This window comes from Pseudalkalibacillus sp. A8, from assembly GCF_045920555.1.
In the GTDB taxonomy this organism is placed as follows: domain Bacteria; phylum Bacillota; class Bacilli; order Bacillales; family Fictibacillaceae; genus Pseudalkalibacillus.
This window is the reverse complement of sequence record NZ_CP174509.1, coordinates 4,498,042-4,514,631: the sequence shown is the minus strand read 5'-3', so window position 1 is coordinate 4,514,631 and position 16,590 is coordinate 4,498,042. Positions and strand designations below refer to the sequence as shown.

Below are 16,590 nucleotides of genomic sequence, written 5' to 3'. Positions count from 1 at the left end.
AGAGAAAGCGGGTGGGTGGCATGTCTAGAGTTCATACGTTGAAAGTGATCGCTGAGACGTTGAATCAATCTAATGATTTGAAAGAGATGCTCCAGTCTGTGTTGGAAAAGCTGCTGGAAGTGACTGGTTTGTCCACTGGTTGGATTTTTTTGACAAGTAAAGAACCTAATTATACTTTCGTTGCGGATGTGAACCTGCCTCCAGCCTTGTCCTGGGATGAGAAGAAACCGATGTGCCAGGGTGGTTGCTGGTGTTTAGATAAGATTTGGGATGGCCGTTTGCAAAAGGCCGTCAACATCATCAATTGCAAGCGTATTGAAGATGCGATCGAGTATGATTGGGGTGATACGAAAGGGATTACTCATCATGCGACAGTTCCCCTTATTGCTGGCGGCGAGAAATTCGGCCTGTTGAATGTAGCAGAACCTGGGAAAAACGAGTTTACGGAAGACGAACTGGACCTGCTGCAATCAGTCTCTTATCAAATTGGCACGGCGATCAAGCGGACAAAATTGTTTGAAACCCAACAGAAAAAAGCGGAACAATATGCGAAGCTGGACGAATTCAGCCGCTCTATCTGGAAAATGGATGATATCCATCATCTGCCTCAATATGCGGTTGAAAATATCGGTCGCTTATTCGACTTGGGTTCACTGGCCTTATTTATTAAAGAGGAAAATATCCTCGCTTTACGAGCGACCTATTTTCAAGGAGCTTCACAAAAAGTACATAAGCGATATCCGATTTCTCCTGATGGTGATCTAGAAGGCTCTCTTCACAATCCTAAAATCCAACAAGAGTTGAACAACTATGAATTAACCGTCGGAAAGTCCTTCAACGTACCTTTATTGATCGGAGAAGAGTGGATCGGTTGTCTGATCGGAAATCTAGAAGCGGAAAACTCGAACGATATTGATAATGATGTTCTCAAGGCGTTAGGGGATCATCTAGCGCTTGTACTGGAAAAGGCGCGCCTGTTCGAGAGGAGTCGAGAGCTTGCACTGATTGAGGAACGGAATCGTCTAGCCCGTGATTTACATGACTCTGTGAACCAAAAGCTTTTTTCATTAAGCTTGACTGCACGGGGCCTCAAGGAATACGTGAAACAATTACCGGAAAATGAAATGATTGTAGAATCGTTAACCGAATTGCAGGCTTTGTCCCAAGAGGTCGTTGGTGAAATGAGAGCGATGATCTGGCAATTAAAGCCTGCAGGATTGGAAGAAGGGGTCATCGTTTCCCTGAAAAAATATGGTGAATCTTTAGGATTGAATGTCAACGAACAGATTGAAGGAGTAGGGAATATTCCTAGATTAGTTGAAGAAACGTTGTGGCGTGTCGGCCAGGAAGCGTTGAATAATGTCCATAAGCATTCACGTATAAACGAGGTTCACCTGTTTTTAAGCCGGAAAAAAGATGAAGTCGTCTTACATATTCAGGACGAGGGATGTGGCTTCACTCTCAGGGATGGTAATAGTTGGTCGTTCGGTCTTTCAAGTATGAAAGAACGTACAGAAATCATGGGGGGGCAGATGAAAATCGAAAGCGAGCTAGGTATGGGAACGACAGTAGAAGTAAGATTTCAAATCAAGCAGGAAAGAGGGAGTTTCGATGGGGATTAAAGTATTGTTAGTGGATGACCATCTGATGGTTTTAAAAGGGCTTAGGTTCTTTCTCGGCACTCAGACTGATATCGACTTGGTAGGGGAAGCCTCGAACGGGGAGGAAGCGATCCAACAAGTAAGAGATTTACAGCCTGACGTTGTTTTGATGGATTTGACCATGCCTGTCATGGACGGAATCGAGGCCACAAAACGTATAAAAAACGAACATCCCGAAATGAAAATCATCGTCCTTACGAGCTTTTCAGACCAGGATCATGTCGTCCCTGCATTACAGTCAGGAGCAGATGGTTATCAATTGAAGGATATCGAGCCTGATGAACTGGTAAAATCAATCAAAGCTGTTTATTCCGGTCAAACCCATCTCCACCCGACAGCGACCTCTCAACTGTTGAGCCATGTTTCGAATGGCACAAAAACGACAGAAGCCGAACAAAGCTTCAACCAATTGACTGCTAGAGAAAAAGATGTCCTCCGTCAGATCACCCTTGGACGAAACAATAAGGAAATATCCAGTGAGCTTTTCATTACAGAAAAGACGGTTAAAACCCATGTCAGCAACATACTTGGAAAGTTAGGATTACACGATCGTACCCAAGCTGCGATTTTAGCGATGAAGAATAAATGGTTCGATGCTTGAGCTGTTTTTATTAAGAGATTTCCTATGATAGAATGACAACAAATATGGAGGACGGTGATTTGATGGATCAAAAACTAAGGGAACAGTTCGATGGATTACTTACCAAATATACAGAGCTGTTATTAGGAGAGTCAGACGACGAGTTGAAAGAGAAAGTGCAGATGTGGGCGCTCTACACGTACATGTCAAAGTCGATGCCGCCTCTTGTCAAACACTGGAACGACCAGTACCCTGATGCAAAAGAAGGGATGAAAGAACTCATCCAGGAGATTCGCGAGCAGAATGAACTATATCGGAATGAGCAGAAGAAATAATTTACAGATTGTAAAAGGATGAGGCTTGGTCCACAAACCAAGCCTTTTTTTCACACTTAGCACTGTTAAAGTTGATTGTATCGCGAAATTCACTCCCTTTCCGCGGACAGAAGAAAAGCGGAAGCGACCGGCTTAGTTACGTAGGTCACTGGAAAACTGACGAGAGCTCGAACCAAACAAAGTTCGGTTCTGCGTGGGCTCACACATAAGATGTAAAATCAGTGTGTTGCCGCCGCAGGAAGTTTGAAGTGATCCAAGTGACTAGTCGCTGAGCTGGACATCACTTCTGCATCCAAACTGCAGGTTCTCGCCTGGCTCGCTATTCCCGCAGGAGTGTGTCGCAAATTTCGCTACCGAATATGGCCAAGTTTTCAACCTTATTGCATTGGTGTTCCTCCGTTGGGGAGTTGATTCTTATAGCCGGAAAATTGTTGGTAAGCTTGTTGCAGTTTTTGGGGCTGCGCTTGTTCAAATGTGTACCAGCCCTTTTGGAACATTACATTTAACACGTTACGCTGGCAATCTTGCGTTTCTTTTGCTATAGACGAAATGTCCTGGTAAAGCGCTTGATGGCTTGCTTCGTTCAATGCGGTCGAGTATGCATCTGTCAAATATTTTTCTGTTGCTAATACGTCATTGATGAAATCACGGTCATTCATTTCTGGTGTTTTCGGTATGTTTGTTTCTGGATTTTGAATTTTCATCTTAACCCTCCTTATTGCGTCATGTTCTGGTTTTGAATTTGATCTCCCAAATGGCTTTGAAGATGTTGCAAGATTTGGTCATAGTGACGAGCATGCATTTGTGCTGCTTGTTCGATCGCTGCTTTAACTTGTTGATCCTTGCACTGTTTAGCAAAATAACTGCACTTTTTTGCTGCCAGCAGGTTCCAGTCCATCATGTCGGTAACATATAGATGATCCTTTCCAGTCATGACACGTGGAGGTTGTGGCATATAGCCTTGTTGATTCTGAGGTGTTTGTTGTGGCTGTTGTTGCATTGAGTTCCCTCCTCTTATCTTTTCCTAATATCGAGGTTAGGTTTCCACAATGCCCGAATGTTATACAAACTAGCAGCATCAAGAGTTTACTAATTCATTTAAACGTTCGTAAGCTTCGTCTACATCAAACGAACTGTACCAGCGGTGATTATCGGCATCAAGAATCCTATAATGTTTGCTGATCAAATTTTGTTGAAGGCGGAATCCATTCTCTTGCTTCATATCCTTCCACCATACCTTTCCGCCTAATGTTTGTTCTTTTGGCCGTTCGATTCCATGGTGGGCAAGGATTTCAACAAGTTCCACCGGATCTCCGCCCAATGCTGTTCTCAATATTTCGCTATTACGGAACAAAGCTGCTACTGCTGCTACCGTCGTCCAGTTCGCTTGCGTTCTTTGCTTTTCGATCTGTAAAAGTGTTTTCTTAGAGATTCCCAATGTGTACGCCATTTTATCCTGGGTGTAACCATGTTCAATTCGGATTAATTTCAATTTTGAGGAAACAATTTCAATCATCTGATTCATATTCATTACGAATTTCTCCCTTAAATGCTTTTGTGTAATTTTACACTTTTATAAGAATCATTACAATTTTAAAGTAGAAAAAATTAAATTTTGAAAAAAGTAAAAATGTTGTCGAAAAAATGTTAAAATACTGTTGGAGTTTAAGAAATTTAGTTTTCGTTCACATATAGTCTAACAACCTTTTGTATTCGTTTTTAGTATAGGGGGATTTTTTATGGAAAAGATTCTGAAAAATTTCTTTTTATTCATGGGAAAAAATAAGGTAGCAACTGAGATGGCGAAGAGGTACGGCCTCCGCTTTGGTGCAGGGCGCTTTGTTGCTGGGGCATCGTTAGAAAGTTCAATAGAAGCCATTAAAAAGTTGAATGAGGAAGAGCTTTACGTTACGATCGATCACCTTGGAGAGTTTGTCGATAACGAGCGTGAGGCTAAAGAGATGGCCGATCACTGTATTGAAGCGATCGAATCGATAGCAAAAGAAAAATTGAACTCTCAGCTTTCGTTGAAATTGACTTCAATGGGGCTGGATATCAGCAGAGAATTAGTAATAGATAATATGAAACGTATTATGGAAGCAGCAGATAAGAATGAGGTCTTCGTTACCATTGATATGGAGGACGAAGCACGCTGTCAGGCTACCATAGATATATTTAAGGAACTGAAATCAGAATACGAAAATATCGGTACAGTTTTGCAAGCTTATTTGTATCGAACTGTTGAGGATATTCAGGATCTCGACTCCCTTAATCCGAATTTGCGATTGGTGAAGGGGGCTTATAAGGAATCACCTTCTGTTGCTTTTCCAGAGAAAAAAGATGTGGATGAGAACTTCAAAAAAATCATTAAAATGCATTTATTGAATGGTAATTATACGGCAATCGCTACTCATGATGATGATATCATTTCATATACGAAAGAGCTTGTGAAAGAGCACAATATCTCGTATGACCAATTTGAGTTCCAGATGCTGTTCGGGATTCGAATTGACCGACAACGTCAGCTTCGTGATGAAGGTTATAAAATGCGTGTTTATGTACCTTACGGAAATGATTGGTATGGTTACTTCATGCGACGCCTTGCTGAACGACCTGCTAACGTAGCTTTCGTACTAAAAGGTGTATTTGGAAAGTAAATAGATCATAAAAAAGGAACAGGCATGTAACGTCTGTTTCTTTTTTAGTTTCTTGGCTATTAATCAATGAGAAAAAATTAACACCTTTACCGGACATACGAGCATATTATGATAAAAAATAAAGGGATTTTACCAGGTGTTTGTCGAAGATTGGTATCGTGGACATTAAAGTTTTTTGAGGAGGGATGGGAGTGTCCGTTTTTCAAGAAGGCAGGAAAGAATTAATGGGAGTCATTGATGAAATTCCAGAAGATCAGGTTCAATCCCGTATATCAGTGAATTCTTGGTCTGTTCTTGAAGTACTGGAGCACCTTGTTTTAATCGAGAAAGTCATTACCAAACAATGTGAACACTTAATCTGTCAGGGAGTCGATACAGAAACACCCGATCATCCAGTTTATCGTTCCGCAAAAAGGTACCCGGTTGTAGAAGCTCCGGAGTATGTACGCCCGATCGGACGGTATCAATCGAAAGATGAAGCAAAAATCGCTTTACAGCAATCAAGAAATAAACTTACTCAGGTTTTAGAGGATATTGAAGACCCTTCATTACTTGAAAAAAGGGCATTTTCTCATCCGATTTTCGGACCTATGAAATTATCGCAGTGGATTGAATTTATCGGTTATCACGAGCGAAGACACATTGATCAAATCAAAGAAATAATAAAAATGAATCGTCCATCAGCATAAAGCAAGCAGAGTAAAATATAAGACAAAATCATAAAAATTTTCTGAAATTTGTGTTGCGGTTTGCCTGAAAATTTCTTATAGTATTTATAGAGGAGTTCATTTTTAACAAACTTTTTGGTTAGACTCTATTTTTTGCTTAAAAAATGAATGAGTATTCATTCATGTGAAGGAGGTTCATCATGTCGTATCAGATTCGTAAGGCAGCAGTAATCGGCTCTGGGGTCATGGGTTTAGGTATTGCCGCTCATTTAGCTAACGTTGGAATTCCGAGTGTGTTACTGGATATCGTCCCAAGAGAACTTACTGAACAGGAAAAAGCAAAGGGGCTCACTCTTGAGCATCCGCTTGTGAGAAACAAATTGGCAGAAACCGCAAAACAGAAACTATTAAAGCACAAGCCAGCTCCGCTAAGCTCTAAGGATCACCTGGAAATGATCGAGGTGGGGAATTTAGAGGATGATCTTGAGAAATTAGGTGAAGTTGATTGGATCATCGAGGTCGTCGTAGAAAACTTGAATATCAAAAAGAAAGTATTCGAACAGGTTGAAAAATATCGGAAGCCAGGAACGATTGTAAGTTCAAACACATCAGGGATTTCAATCAATGCAATGGCAGAAGGAAGAAGCGAGGAGTTCAAAGCACATTTCCTTGGAACGCATTTTTTCAACCCGCCGCGTTATTTAAAGCTGCTGGAAGTTATCCCGACCAACAAGACGAAACCTGAAGTGCTCGAGTTCATCAATCAATTCGGTGAAGATGTACTTGGAAAAGGAGTCGTTGAAGCTAAAGATACGCCAAACTTCATCGCAAACCGGATCGGAACCTATGGATTGTTGGTAACGGTGCAAGAAATGTTGAAAAACGGCTATTCAATCGGAGAGGTTGATAGTGTAACTGGACCAGCGATCGGGAGACCGAAAAGTGCCACCTTCCGTACATTGGATGTAGTCGGTCTCGATACCTTCATACATGTCGCTAACAATGTGCATGAACTGGTTGAAGGCGAAGAAAAGAAAGTCTTTGAGGTTCCAGCTTTCATGGAGAAAATGAATGAAAAAGGGTGGATTGGAAGCAAGAGTGGTCAAGGTTTCTATTTGAAGAAGAAAGTCGATGGAAAAAGCGAGATTCTTGAGCTGGATCCTGAAACACTCGAATACGGGCCGCGTAAGAAGTTGAAAACAACATCGACCGAAACTAGTAAACAAGCAAAAACATTACCGGATAAAATGAAAGCGCTTGTATATGCGGATGATCGTGCAGGGCAGCTCATCTGGTCGATATTGAAACCAGTCCTTTTATATTCAGCGGAAAAAACCCATGAGATTGCAGAAGACATCAAAGCGATCGATGACGCAATGAAATGGGGATTCGGCTGGGAGTTAGGCCCTTTTGAAACATGGGATGCAATCGGCGTTGAAAAGTCGGTTGAGCGCATGAAAGCAGAAGGTGAAACGATTCCTGCATGGGTTATTGAAATGCTTGAATCAGGCAAGAAGGAATTTTATCAGCAAAAAGGTACGACTCTTGAATTCTATAACAAGGGTGAGTACAAACAAGCTATTGAGAATGATAAAATCATCCGTCTAAGTCGACTTAAAAATGAAAATCGTGTTATCAAGAAAAATACTGGTGCGAGCCTCATAGATTTGGGTGATGAGGTTGCCTTGCTCGAATTCCACTCACAAAACAATGCAATCGGGCCGGATATCATCCAAATGATCCATTATGCAATTGACGAAGTGGAGAATAACTACAAAGGTCTCGTCATCGGTAACCAGGGAAAGAACTTCTGTGTCGGTGCCAACTTGATGCTGATCATGATGGAAGCACAGGATGATAATTTCTTCGAGCTTGATTTCATGGTCCGTCAATTCCAACAAACGATGGCACGAGTACGTTATAGTGCGAAGCCAGTCGTCGCCGCTCCTTTCAATATGACGCTTGGCGGCGGGACAGAGGTATCGTTACCTGCAGCAGGTCTTCAGGCATCCTTTGAAACTTATATGGGCCTTGTTGAAGTCGGGGTCGGCATCATCCCTGGCGGTGGCGGTAACAAAGAATTATACACTCGCCTCTTGGAACAAGTGCCGAAAGATATCAAACCTGATCTTCAGAAGCTCGCTATCCAAACATTCGAATCGATTGCGATGGCAAAGGTTTCAACATCAGCCCATGAGGCGGAGGAATCAGGATTTTTACGACCGCAGGATGGTATCAGTGTGAATGCGGACCATCTCATCTATGATGCAAAACAACAAGTATTATCTTTATATAACCGAGGATATCGACCGCCTCAACGTAAAAAGATCCCTGTAGCAGGGGAAGCGGGTTATGCGACGATGCTTCTCGGGGCTCAGACGATGAAATTCGGTAACATGATTTCGGACCACGATTTGAAAATTGCTAAAAAATTAGCGTATGTCATTGCTGGTGGTAAAGTACCTGAAGGTTCACTCGTTGATGAACAATACCTGTTGGATCTTGAACGTGAAGCATTCTTGAGCCTTGCAGGTGAACCGCTGACACAACAACGTATGCAGCATATGCTCGTCAAAGGAAAACCACTACGCAACTAAGGAGGGGTGAAGATGCAAGAAGCTGTAATTGTAGCAGGTGCAAGAACACCTGTCGGAAAAGCAAAAAAAGGGACTCTCGCTAATGTAAGACCAGATGACCTTGGAGCATTGACGGTGAAAGAGACCTTGAAGCGTGCAGGAGGCTATGAAGGACCGATTGATGATCTGATCATCGGATGTTCGATTCCAGAGGCGGAACAGGGGATGAACATGGCCCGCTTGATCGGTGGTCTTGCTGGACTTCCAGATAATGTTCCAGCTATCACGATTAACCGGTATTGTTCATCTGGACTGCAAAGTATCGCATATGGCGCTGAGCGGATCATGCTCGGTCATGCTGAAGCGATCATTGCGGGTGGAGCAGAATCAATGAGTCTCGTACCTGTTCCCGGGCATGTCGTCAAGCCGAATGCAGCTCTTCTGGATTCCAGACCCGAATACTACATGGGGATGGGCTATACGGCAGAAGAAGTAGCTAACCGATTCGGAATTACAAGAGAAGAGCAGGATCAATTTGCGTTACGAAGCCACCAGAAAGCGGCTAGTGCGATCCAAGAAGGTAAATTTGATGATGAAACCGTACCAGTGGAAGTAACGAATCGCTGGGTTGATGAAAACAATAAATTACAAGAAACAACGACTAACTTCACTACGGATGAAGGAGTACGAGCAGATACATCACTTGATGTGCTCGGTAAACTGAGGCCGGCATTCTCTGCAAGGGGAAGCGTTACAGCAGGCAACTCCTCACAGATGAGTGACGGGGCAGCATCAGTGCTCGTCATGAATCGTGATAAGGCTGAAGCAGAAGGACTTAAGCCGATTTTGAAGTTCCGTTCTTTCGCTGTTGCTGGGGTTGCACCTGAAATCATGGGTGTCGGTCCGGTAGAAGCCATACCAAAAGCATTGAAGCTTGCGGGACTTGAGCAATCTGACATTGGATTGTTCGAACTGAATGAAGCATTCGCATCACAATCCCTGCAGGTCATCCGTCAGCTAAGTCTTGATGAGGAGAAAGTCAACGTTAACGGCGGAGCGATCGCATTAGGCCATCCACTTGGATGCAGTGGTGCGAAACTGACATTGACGCTAATGCACGAGATGATACGAAGAAATGAGCAGTTCGGAGTTGTCACGATGTGTATCGGCGGGGGTATGGGAGCCGCTGGAGTATTCGAATTGATCCAATCATAAAAAAGGAGGTAAAAGGTATGTCTAGCAGTGTTGAAAAGAAAGCAGCAAAAGGTGGAAGCTTCCTTATAGAAGAAGTTGAAGCGCAGAGTGTATTTACACCAGAGGATTTCAACGATGAACAGATTTTAATGGGGAAAACAACAGAAGAATTCGTCGTTAAAGAAGTCGTTCCACAGCTTGAGAAAATTGAAAACCATCAGTTTGACATTTCGAGAGACTTACTGACGAAAGCAGGTGAGTTAGGGCTTCTAGGGGCCGATGTTCCTGAGGAATACGGAGGTATTGCTCTCGATAAGATCAGTTCCTCTCTCATCACAGAGAAGTTTTCAAGAGCACGATCATTTTCATTAAGCTATGGTGCCCATGTCGGGATTGGTTCATTGCCGATCGTCTTGTTCGGGAATGAAGATCAGAAGCAGCAGTATTTACCTGACCTTGCTACAGGAAAACGTATTGCAGCCTACGCGCTGACTGAACCAGGATCAGGTTCGGATGCGTTAGGGGCGAAAACGGTCGCTAAGCTGAATGACGCTGGAACTCACTATGTTTTGAATGGTGAAAAACAATGGATCACGAACTCTGCTTTTGCTGATGTTTTCGTAGTTTATGCCAAAATTGATGGCGAACAATTTTCTGCGTTCATCGTAGAACGTGATTTCGAAGGTGTATCTACCGGGCCAGAGGAAAAGAAGATGGGGATCAAAGGCTCATCTACACGAACCCTTATCCTTGAGGATGCCTTAGTGCCGAAAGAAAATCTATTAGGTGAAGCCGGACGAGGGCATGTCATTGCGTTCAACATTTTGAATATTGGCCGATACAAGCTTGCGGTAGGCTGTGTAGGGGCAGCTAAACGTGCGCTTGAAGTATCGATCAAATATGCAAATGAACGCCAACAGTTCAAGCAGCCGATTTCGCGCTTCACACTCATCCAGGAGAAGCTTGCAACGATGGCAGCTAAAACGTATGCTTCCGAGAGCTCCGTCTATCGTACAGTCGGAATGTATGAATATCGTTTAGGTGTCTTATCGCCAGAAGAGCAAAAAGATGGCTCACTCCTTGCAAAAGGGATTGCAGAATATGCCATTGAGTGCTCACTGAATAAAGTGTTCGCTTCTGAAGTGCTGGATCATGTAGTCGATGAGGCTGTACAAATCCATGGTGGATATGGCTTCATGTCCGAGTACGAAGTTGAAAACATGTATCGTGATTCAAGGATCAACCGGATATTTGAAGGAACGAATGAAATCAACCGTTTGTTAGTGCCAGGCACGCTTCTCCGGAAAGCGATGAAAGGTGAATTGCCTCTTCTTCAAAAAGCGACAGAGCTGCAAAACGAGCTGATGATGCTGATGCCGGAAGAGCTTAGTGATGAGCCGCTTGAACAGGAAAAGCAATTTGTGAAAAATGCGAAGAAAATATTCTTGATGATTGCTGGTCTTGCAGTCCAGAAATACGGAGAAAAGCTTGAACATGAACAAGAAATCCTTTCGAATGTTGCGGATATCGTAAGTGAAGCATATGCAATTGAATCTGTCGTCTTGAGAACAGAAAAGGCAATCCAAAAACAAGGTGCAGAAAAAGCTGCCCAAAAGATCCGTTTGACGGAAATTTATTGTCAGGAAGCATTCGAGCGTATTGAGTCACATGCAAAAGAGTCCATCGTCGCGATCGAAGACGGGGATCAGCTTCGAATGATGCTTTCAGCTCTTAAGAAATTGACCCGTTACACACCGATCAATGTTGTCAAAAAGAAGCGTGAAGTTACAGGTGTCTTGTTGAAAGAAGAAAAGTACGTCGTTTAGATAGGAGGTTCACATCAATTATTTATCGACTATTTGAATCTAATTAGGTTCGGTCATGTTCTTTAATCAAAACTCTCTTTTCCAGATAAAAACACACTCTCTCAAAAGAGGTCCTCAATGCTGATGGGGACCTCTTTTACATATACCATGGATTGTAGGAGGAAAAGAGTTGAGACTTCAAGAAATAATTATATGTAGCAATTCGCTGATTCCTATAAAACCGAACTTCAGGCCATAACCGATCAATATGAGACTTGCAAAAGTATTGAGACACTTCTTCACAAGGGTATTCATCAAAAGTCTTCCAAAATGAACAGTAAATGCGAGATTCAAGTTCCATAAACCTATTCCAATGAAAAGGAGGCTGCATAAAAAGAAAGATTGAAGATGGTTGCTCTTTTGTAGTGAACTGCTGAGGACGGAGCCATAAATTCCGAGCCAAAACAGTAAATTCATTGGATTTGATGCCGCGATGGTCATGCCGGTCAAATAGGAGCGGACACCAATATCACTGGGAATGGACTCGGAAGGATTCGAAGGTTCTATTGTCAGGGATGCCATCCTGAGATTTGTCCAACCAGAATGCAAAAGGATGAAACAACCTAATAGAGTCAGACTGATTTTTATCCATGTAAGAGTCATGATATGGGAAAGCCCAAAAAACATCAGACCCATTAGTGCAAAATCAGATGAAATCCCGCCTGCTCCCACGAGAAAAGCTGACCAAAATCCATACTGGAGCCCCCTTTTGATAATTTCGATATTGATTGGACCAATTGGAGCTGCGATTGAAAGACCTAATAGGATGAAACCAGAAATAGTAGAGAACATCGGCATTCTCCTTCAAAAAGCTTGTCTTTTACTATTAAATGAGACGATAAATGCCGATAGAACAGTGAAAAGATGTCAGGATTCAAAAAAATCAGTAAGAATTCGCGAATTTACAGGCCTATTCTATACAATAGCACCAAACCATAGATGGATTTATTGCACCAGAAAAATTATTTGTGCGTCGATTAATTACACCAAAATCCAGCCGATTAAGCTAACCCAAAATCCTCAACGCCAGTTTGTTAAAATTAAGCCTTTATACGTTTGTCCGCAAATGACTTGTGATAGAATAGAATTGAGCTCTTCAAAAAATACAGAAATTGATGAGTAAGGAGTGTCCCTATTGACGCTAACAGTTTATGAATATCCAAGCTGTTCAACATGCAAGAAAGCAAAGAAATGGCTGGATGCAAATGGTGTTTCTTACGAAGATGTACATATTGTGGAGAACACCCCTTCAAAAGAGGAATTGAGAACTTTATATCAAAAAAGCGGACTAGAGTTGAAGAAGTTCTTCAACACGAGCGGGAAGAAATATCGTGAACTCGGAATGAAGGACCGGATGAAGACTGCTACAGAGGAAGAATTGTTGGAATTGCTTGCTTCAGATGGAATGTTGATCAAGCGCCCGATTGTGACAGACGGCGAAAAGGTTACAGTGGGTTATAAAGAAGATCAGTTCGAACAAACTTGGAAATAGAACAGATTGCGTGAGCGTACTGTTTTATATTACTATTACATTAGAATCATTTTAGAATTTAAACAATATATGAAATTTATGGAGGGATAAGAATGGAATATCCAAAGGAATTACGTTATTCAGAAGAACATGAATGGGTAAGAGTTGAAGGAAACAAAGCTTATATTGGAATTACAGCATTTGCACAAGATGAGCTTGGAGATATCGTATTCGTTGAGCTTCCTGAAGTAGATGACGATATCGAAGTGGACGAGCCATTTGGAAGTGTTGAATCTGTAAAGACTGTATCTGAATTATATGCACCAGTCAGCGGAAAAGTTTTAGAGGTTAACGAAGATCTTGAGGATAATCCTGAGTTTGTCAATGAATCACCATATGAAAAAGCATGGATGATCGTTGTTGAGCTTTCTAATGAATCAGAGCTTGAGAAGTTGATGTCTGCAGATGATTATCAAAAGATGGTAAGTGAAGAATAAGTTTTTCAACAGTGACAGAACATAACAATGATGCATGACTTCTACAAATTTTAGAAGGGTGTGATCTATATGAGCCAAGATATTCGTAGAACAGATATTACGGATAAGGTTTATGGAAAAATGGACCAGGGTTCTATGTCTCTGTACTTGAACAAGGATAAGATAGGTAAAATCACTTTCACTAATCAAGGCAATCTGTATGAGATGGGAGAAGGTTTCGAGTTTGACTCGGACAAGTTCTATCGACATGATTCGAACCCGCCTGCTCGAAATCAACAGCTTGTTGATGATTGTGAATTTGGTTGGTGCTAAGCAGCGGTCCAGTGTGAGCCGCTGCTTTTTTCTTTTTAGCATTGTTTTTCTTTATTATTAATTTCTACGAAATTCACTCCCTTTCCGCGGGCGATCCGCGAGCCTCCTCGCTCACTTGTACAGGATCTCAACACAAAAATGAAATCATTTTCGTGTCTGCGATGAGAATTCTTAGAAGCTTTCCTTATGCTGGCTTCGACGTTCACCACAGGACGTGGTGGTTGTTAATCGAAGATCCTTGAATCGCTGCGGGGTCTCGCCTGGCTCGCTATTCCCGCAGGAGTGTCGTGAATTTCACTTTGAAATTTTTCATAAAGAAAAGTTGGGAAAGCCAAGCCTTGGCGTAGGCTGAGCCATGGTACATCCAAAAAGTAACTGCTTTTCTGTTGTGCAGGGTGTCACTTCCGAAACCACCACCTTTTGCACTTATAAAAGCATTTATACTTAGCAGAGCCTTTTATCAAACGAATTTCTAACGATAAGGAAACAGGTGGGAACGATAAATGGATATAGATAAGAAAGTATTGATCGTCGAGGGGAAAACGGACCGTGAAAAAGTAAGGAAACTCTTGGATGAACCTGTTGAAATCATCTGTACACATGGGACGATAAGTTTCGATAAACTAGAAGAGCTTATCGAATCCATTGAGGATAGAGATATTTATATACTTGTGGATGAAGATGATGCGGGGCATAAGCTGAGAAAAATTTTGAAAAGAGAACTTCCGAATGCGAGGCATCTTTATACCCAGAGTATTTACAAGGAGGTGGCAGAGACCCCGTATATGTACCTTGCCCAAATATTAATGAATGCTGATTTTGAAATAAACCGCGGCTATCTTTTGAATGGAGGTGCCACATGAAATTATTGATACCGGTCTTATCGATACTAATGTTGTTTAGCTGTACCGATAACGACTCGACATCACCTGATGACAAGACACCATCTGATCCCTCATCTCAACCTGTCAACCAAAGCCGAGTGGTTGAAACGTTGGCTACACAACTGGATGTCCCCTGGCAAATCAATATCGTTGAAGATACTGTCTATTATTTGTCTGGGCGTCCAGGCGAAATCATAAAGATCCAGGATGCTGCTAAAGAAAGCCAGACTGTCGACCTTACTAAGGGCGTTGTCTCAGAAACGGAAAGTGGATTACTGGGATTTCATATTATAGACGGGAGTCAAGAGCCGTTAGAAGCTTATTTATATCATACATATGAAGACAGAGGAAGGCTTCTTAATCGTGTAGTAAAAGTTAAACAGGAAGGATCGACTTGGAAGGAAACCGATATCCTGATGGAAGGGATCCCAGGTGGGCCGATCCATAATGGTGGTCGCTTAGCTGTCGGACCTGACGAAAACCTATATATAACAACAGGTGATGCAGGTGAGTCAGGGCTTGCACAAGATCGATCGAGTTTAGCAGGTAAGATATTACGCCTGAATTTGGACGGATCCATACCGGATGACAACCCATTTGCTGGCTCTCCCGTCTACTCTTATGGACATAGGAATCCGCAAGGGATAGACTGGACGGAAGATGGAAAAATGTACAGCTCCGAACATGGCTCTACCGGTCATGATGAAATCAATGAAATTGTGTCTGGAGGAAATTATGGATGGCCGGTCATCCAAGGTGATGAAGAACAGGAAGGGATGATAGAGCCTTTATTTCATTCTGGTGAGGATACTTGGGCCCCTTCTGGTATAGCAATATCAGGTTCAAAGATTTACGCGGCATTTCTAGCAGGCCAGCAGATCAGGGAATTTGATCTAGATGAAAAGAAAAGCCAAACCTTTACAGCAGGATATGGCAGGATGAGAGATGTAGAAATCGTAAATGGGTCCTTATATGCCATTACTAACAATCGAGATGGAAGAGGCAATCCAACTCCTGAAGACGATCGGTTATTAAAATTCCAGCTTAAAGAGTGATTTCAAAAAAGACGTTGTTAAAGCTTAATGTTGGTTTCTTTATTTGTTTTTAGCGAAATTCGCGAAACTCCGGCAGGAAAAGCGAGCCAGGCGAGACCCCACGCTTTTAAAGGATCTTCGAGTATAATAATGAACTTCGACTAAATAACACCACGTCCTTTGATGAACGTCGAAGCCAGCTTCTAAGAATTCTCATCGCAGACACGAAAATGATTTCATTTTTGTGTTGAGATCCTGTGCAAGTGAGGAGGCTTACTGAATTAGGCTAATTCAGAGAAGTAATGTCTAGCTCAGCGACCAGTCACTTGGATCACTTCAGAATTCCTGCGGCGGCAACAGTCTTCTCGTCAGTCTTCCAGTGACCTACGTGACTAAGCGTGGTCGCTTCCGCTTTTCTTAAGCCCGCGGAAAGGGATTGAATTTCGTTCGAAAAATCAAAAATCAATGATAAGGTACAACAGAGCCTAAAAGGAAGGAAAGCTTGATTTGATACAAGAAGTGAACCATCATCAATTGATTGAACGTATTTTTAAAAGGGAGCGGACGGTCATTTATTTCTACACCCCTTTGTGTGGAACATGCAAACTAGCCAATCAAATGTTAGAAGTTGCCTTAGCTGTTTTTCCTGTTCAAGAAAAACCAGACATCCTATTTGGAAATATCAATCAAATGCCAGCTGCAGCGAAGCAACTGAAGATACAAAGCGTTCCTTGCCTGGCATTTCTGGATGATGGAAAAGTGGTTAAGAAGCTCTATTCGTTCCGTTCTGTGGACCATATTTATCATCTAATAAAAAAATTTTATAAATAACACTAATTTTTGATGTATAATATTT

Annotated in this window: 19 protein-coding genes; 15 read left to right on the top strand and 4 right to left on the bottom strand. The window is 42.1% G+C overall.

The genetic code is table 11. The features are described 5' to 3' along the window. The first annotated feature begins 20 nt into the window (after positions 1-20). From ACJROX_RS23205 to ACJROX_RS23195, 3 genes are all read left to right on the top strand, one after another. A complete protein-coding gene (locus ACJROX_RS23205) occupies positions 21-1,622 on the top strand; it encodes a GAF domain-containing sensor histidine kinase (protein WP_408007570.1) in 1,602 nt (533 codons plus the stop codon). Then, positions 1,612-2,262 (top strand): response regulator, encoded by a 651-nt coding sequence (locus ACJROX_RS23200; protein ID WP_408007569.1) that lies wholly within the window; start codon positions 1,612-1,614, stop codon positions 2,260-2,262. The genes ACJROX_RS23205 and ACJROX_RS23200 overlap by 11 nt, the downstream gene beginning before the upstream one ends. A gap of 62 nt (positions 2,263-2,324) precedes the next feature. Next, positions 2,325-2,576 carry a YusU family protein gene (locus ACJROX_RS23195; protein ID WP_408011747.1) on the top strand — a complete coding sequence of 84 codons (252 nt, stop codon included), beginning with the start codon at positions 2,325-2,327 and terminating at the stop codon, positions 2,574-2,576. A 377-nt stretch (positions 2,577-2,953) separates the two neighbouring features. Here the strand turns inward: ACJROX_RS23195 and ACJROX_RS23190 are convergent, their stop codons facing one another. The 3 genes from ACJROX_RS23190 to ACJROX_RS23180 form a co-directional block, all read right to left on the bottom strand. Then, on the bottom strand, positions 2,954-3,280 hold the full coding sequence (locus ACJROX_RS23190) for a spore coat protein (protein WP_408007568.1): 327 nt from the start codon (positions 3,278-3,280) through the stop codon (positions 2,954-2,956). 11 nt (positions 3,281-3,291) lie between these two features. Then, positions 3,292-3,576 (bottom strand): hypothetical protein, encoded by a 285-nt coding sequence (locus ACJROX_RS23185; protein ID WP_408007566.1) that lies wholly within the window; start codon positions 3,574-3,576, stop codon positions 3,292-3,294. Positions 3,577-3,654: 78 nt separating this feature from the next. After that, a complete protein-coding gene (locus ACJROX_RS23180) occupies positions 3,655-4,107 on the bottom strand; it encodes a helix-turn-helix transcriptional regulator (protein WP_408007565.1) in 453 nt (150 codons plus the stop codon). A 208-nt stretch (positions 4,108-4,315) separates the two neighbouring features. Between ACJROX_RS23180 and ACJROX_RS23175 the strand changes: the two genes are divergently transcribed. The 5 genes from ACJROX_RS23175 (at position 4,316) to ACJROX_RS23155 (ending at position 11,497) form a co-directional block, all read left to right on the top strand. Then, a complete protein-coding gene (locus ACJROX_RS23175) occupies positions 4,316-5,233 on the top strand; it encodes a proline dehydrogenase family protein (RefSeq protein WP_408007564.1) in 918 nt (305 codons plus the stop codon). A 191-nt stretch (positions 5,234-5,424) separates the two neighbouring features. Further along, positions 5,425-5,922, top strand: a complete 498-nt coding sequence (locus ACJROX_RS23170) for a DinB family protein (protein WP_408007563.1) — start codon at positions 5,425-5,427, stop codon at positions 5,920-5,922. A 179-nt stretch (positions 5,923-6,101) separates the two neighbouring features. Continuing rightward, on the top strand, positions 6,102-8,498 hold the full coding sequence (locus ACJROX_RS23165; protein ID WP_408007562.1) for a 3-hydroxyacyl-CoA dehydrogenase NAD-binding domain-containing protein: 2,397 nt from the start codon (positions 6,102-6,104) through the stop codon (positions 8,496-8,498). Positions 8,499-8,510: 12 nt separating this feature from the next. Next, positions 8,511-9,692, top strand: a complete 1,182-nt coding sequence (locus tag ACJROX_RS23160) for an acetyl-CoA C-acetyltransferase (RefSeq protein ID WP_408007561.1) — start codon at positions 8,511-8,513, stop codon at positions 9,690-9,692. Between the two features lie 17 nt (positions 9,693-9,709). Next, positions 9,710-11,497, top strand: coding sequence for an acyl-CoA dehydrogenase family protein (locus ACJROX_RS23155; protein WP_408007560.1), 1,788 nt, complete (start codon positions 9,710-9,712; stop codon positions 11,495-11,497). Positions 11,498-11,674: 177 nt separating this feature from the next. Here the strand turns inward: ACJROX_RS23155 and ACJROX_RS23150 are convergent, their stop codons facing one another. After that, positions 11,675-12,328: a LysE family translocator gene (locus tag ACJROX_RS23150; protein WP_408007559.1), complete on the bottom strand. Its 654-nt coding sequence runs from the start codon at positions 12,326-12,328 to the stop codon at positions 11,675-11,677. Between ACJROX_RS23150 and ACJROX_RS23145 the strand changes: the two genes are divergently transcribed. From ACJROX_RS23145 to ACJROX_RS23115, 7 genes are all read left to right on the top strand, one after another. Beyond that, complete coding sequence (locus ACJROX_RS23145; RefSeq protein WP_408007558.1) at positions 12,303-12,659, top strand: hypothetical protein; 357 nt, start codon at positions 12,303-12,305, stop codon at positions 12,657-12,659. The two genes, ACJROX_RS23150 and ACJROX_RS23145, sit on opposite strands and share 26 nt — an antisense overlap. A gap of 12 nt (positions 12,660-12,671) precedes the next feature. Beyond that, complete coding sequence (locus ACJROX_RS23140; protein ID WP_408007557.1) at positions 12,672-13,028, top strand: arsenate reductase family protein; 357 nt, start codon at positions 12,672-12,674, stop codon at positions 13,026-13,028. Positions 13,029-13,120: 92 nt separating this feature from the next. Then, positions 13,121-13,504, top strand: coding sequence for a glycine cleavage system protein GcvH (gene gcvH / locus ACJROX_RS23135; protein ID WP_261130395.1), 384 nt, complete (start codon positions 13,121-13,123; stop codon positions 13,502-13,504). 69 nt (positions 13,505-13,573) lie between these two features. Further along, positions 13,574-13,816, top strand: a complete 243-nt coding sequence (locus ACJROX_RS23130) for a YusG family protein (protein WP_408007556.1) — start codon at positions 13,574-13,576, stop codon at positions 13,814-13,816. A gap of 503 nt (positions 13,817-14,319) precedes the next feature. Next, positions 14,320-14,679 (top strand): toprim domain-containing protein, encoded by a 360-nt coding sequence (locus ACJROX_RS23125; RefSeq protein ID WP_408007555.1) that lies wholly within the window; start codon positions 14,320-14,322, stop codon positions 14,677-14,679. After that, positions 14,676-15,755, top strand: a complete 1,080-nt coding sequence (locus ACJROX_RS23120) for a PQQ-dependent sugar dehydrogenase (RefSeq protein ID WP_408007554.1) — start codon at positions 14,676-14,678, stop codon at positions 15,753-15,755. Before ACJROX_RS23125 ends, ACJROX_RS23120 begins: the two co-directional genes overlap by 4 nt. A 498-nt stretch (positions 15,756-16,253) precedes the next feature. Continuing rightward, a complete protein-coding gene (locus tag ACJROX_RS23115) occupies positions 16,254-16,565 on the top strand; it encodes a thioredoxin family protein (protein WP_408007553.1) in 312 nt (103 codons plus the stop codon). Positions 16,566-16,590 lie beyond the last annotated feature (25 nt).

Coding starts and splice junctions, on each gene's coding strand:
- ACJROX_RS23205 (WP_408007570.1), top strand. CDS start 21: ATGTCTAGAGTTCATACGTTGAAAGTGATCGCTGAGACGTTGAATCAA.
- ACJROX_RS23200 (WP_408007569.1), top strand. CDS start 1,612: ATGGGGATTAAAGTATTGTTAGTGGATGACCATCTGATGGTTTTAAAA.
- ACJROX_RS23195 (WP_408011747.1), top strand. CDS start 2,325: ATGGATCAAAAACTAAGGGAACAGTTCGATGGATTACTTACCAAATAT.
- ACJROX_RS23190 (WP_408007568.1), bottom strand. CDS start 3,280: ATGAAAATTCAAAATCCAGAAACAAACATACCGAAAACACCAGAAATG.
- ACJROX_RS23185 (WP_408007566.1), bottom strand. CDS start 3,576: ATGCAACAACAGCCACAACAAACACCTCAGAATCAACAAGGCTATATG.
- ACJROX_RS23180 (WP_408007565.1), bottom strand. CDS start 4,107: ATGAATATGAATCAGATGATTGAAATTGTTTCCTCAAAATTGAAATTA.
- ACJROX_RS23175 (WP_408007564.1), top strand. CDS start 4,316: ATGGAAAAGATTCTGAAAAATTTCTTTTTATTCATGGGAAAAAATAAG.
- ACJROX_RS23165 (WP_408007562.1), top strand. CDS start 6,102: ATGTCGTATCAGATTCGTAAGGCAGCAGTAATCGGCTCTGGGGTCATG.
- ACJROX_RS23160 (WP_408007561.1), top strand. CDS start 8,511: ATGCAAGAAGCTGTAATTGTAGCAGGTGCAAGAACACCTGTCGGAAAA.
- ACJROX_RS23155 (WP_408007560.1), top strand. CDS start 9,710: ATGTCTAGCAGTGTTGAAAAGAAAGCAGCAAAAGGTGGAAGCTTCCTT.
- ACJROX_RS23145 (WP_408007558.1), top strand. CDS start 12,303: ATGAAACCAGAAATAGTAGAGAACATCGGCATTCTCCTTCAAAAAGCT.
- ACJROX_RS23150 (WP_408007559.1), bottom strand. CDS start 12,328: ATGTTCTCTACTATTTCTGGTTTCATCCTATTAGGTCTTTCAATCGCA.
- gcvH (WP_261130395.1), top strand. CDS start 13,121: ATGGAATATCCAAAGGAATTACGTTATTCAGAAGAACATGAATGGGTA.
- ACJROX_RS23130 (WP_408007556.1), top strand. CDS start 13,574: ATGAGCCAAGATATTCGTAGAACAGATATTACGGATAAGGTTTATGGA.
- ACJROX_RS23125 (WP_408007555.1), top strand. CDS start 14,320: ATGGATATAGATAAGAAAGTATTGATCGTCGAGGGGAAAACGGACCGT.
- ACJROX_RS23120 (WP_408007554.1), top strand. CDS start 14,676: ATGAAATTATTGATACCGGTCTTATCGATACTAATGTTGTTTAGCTGT.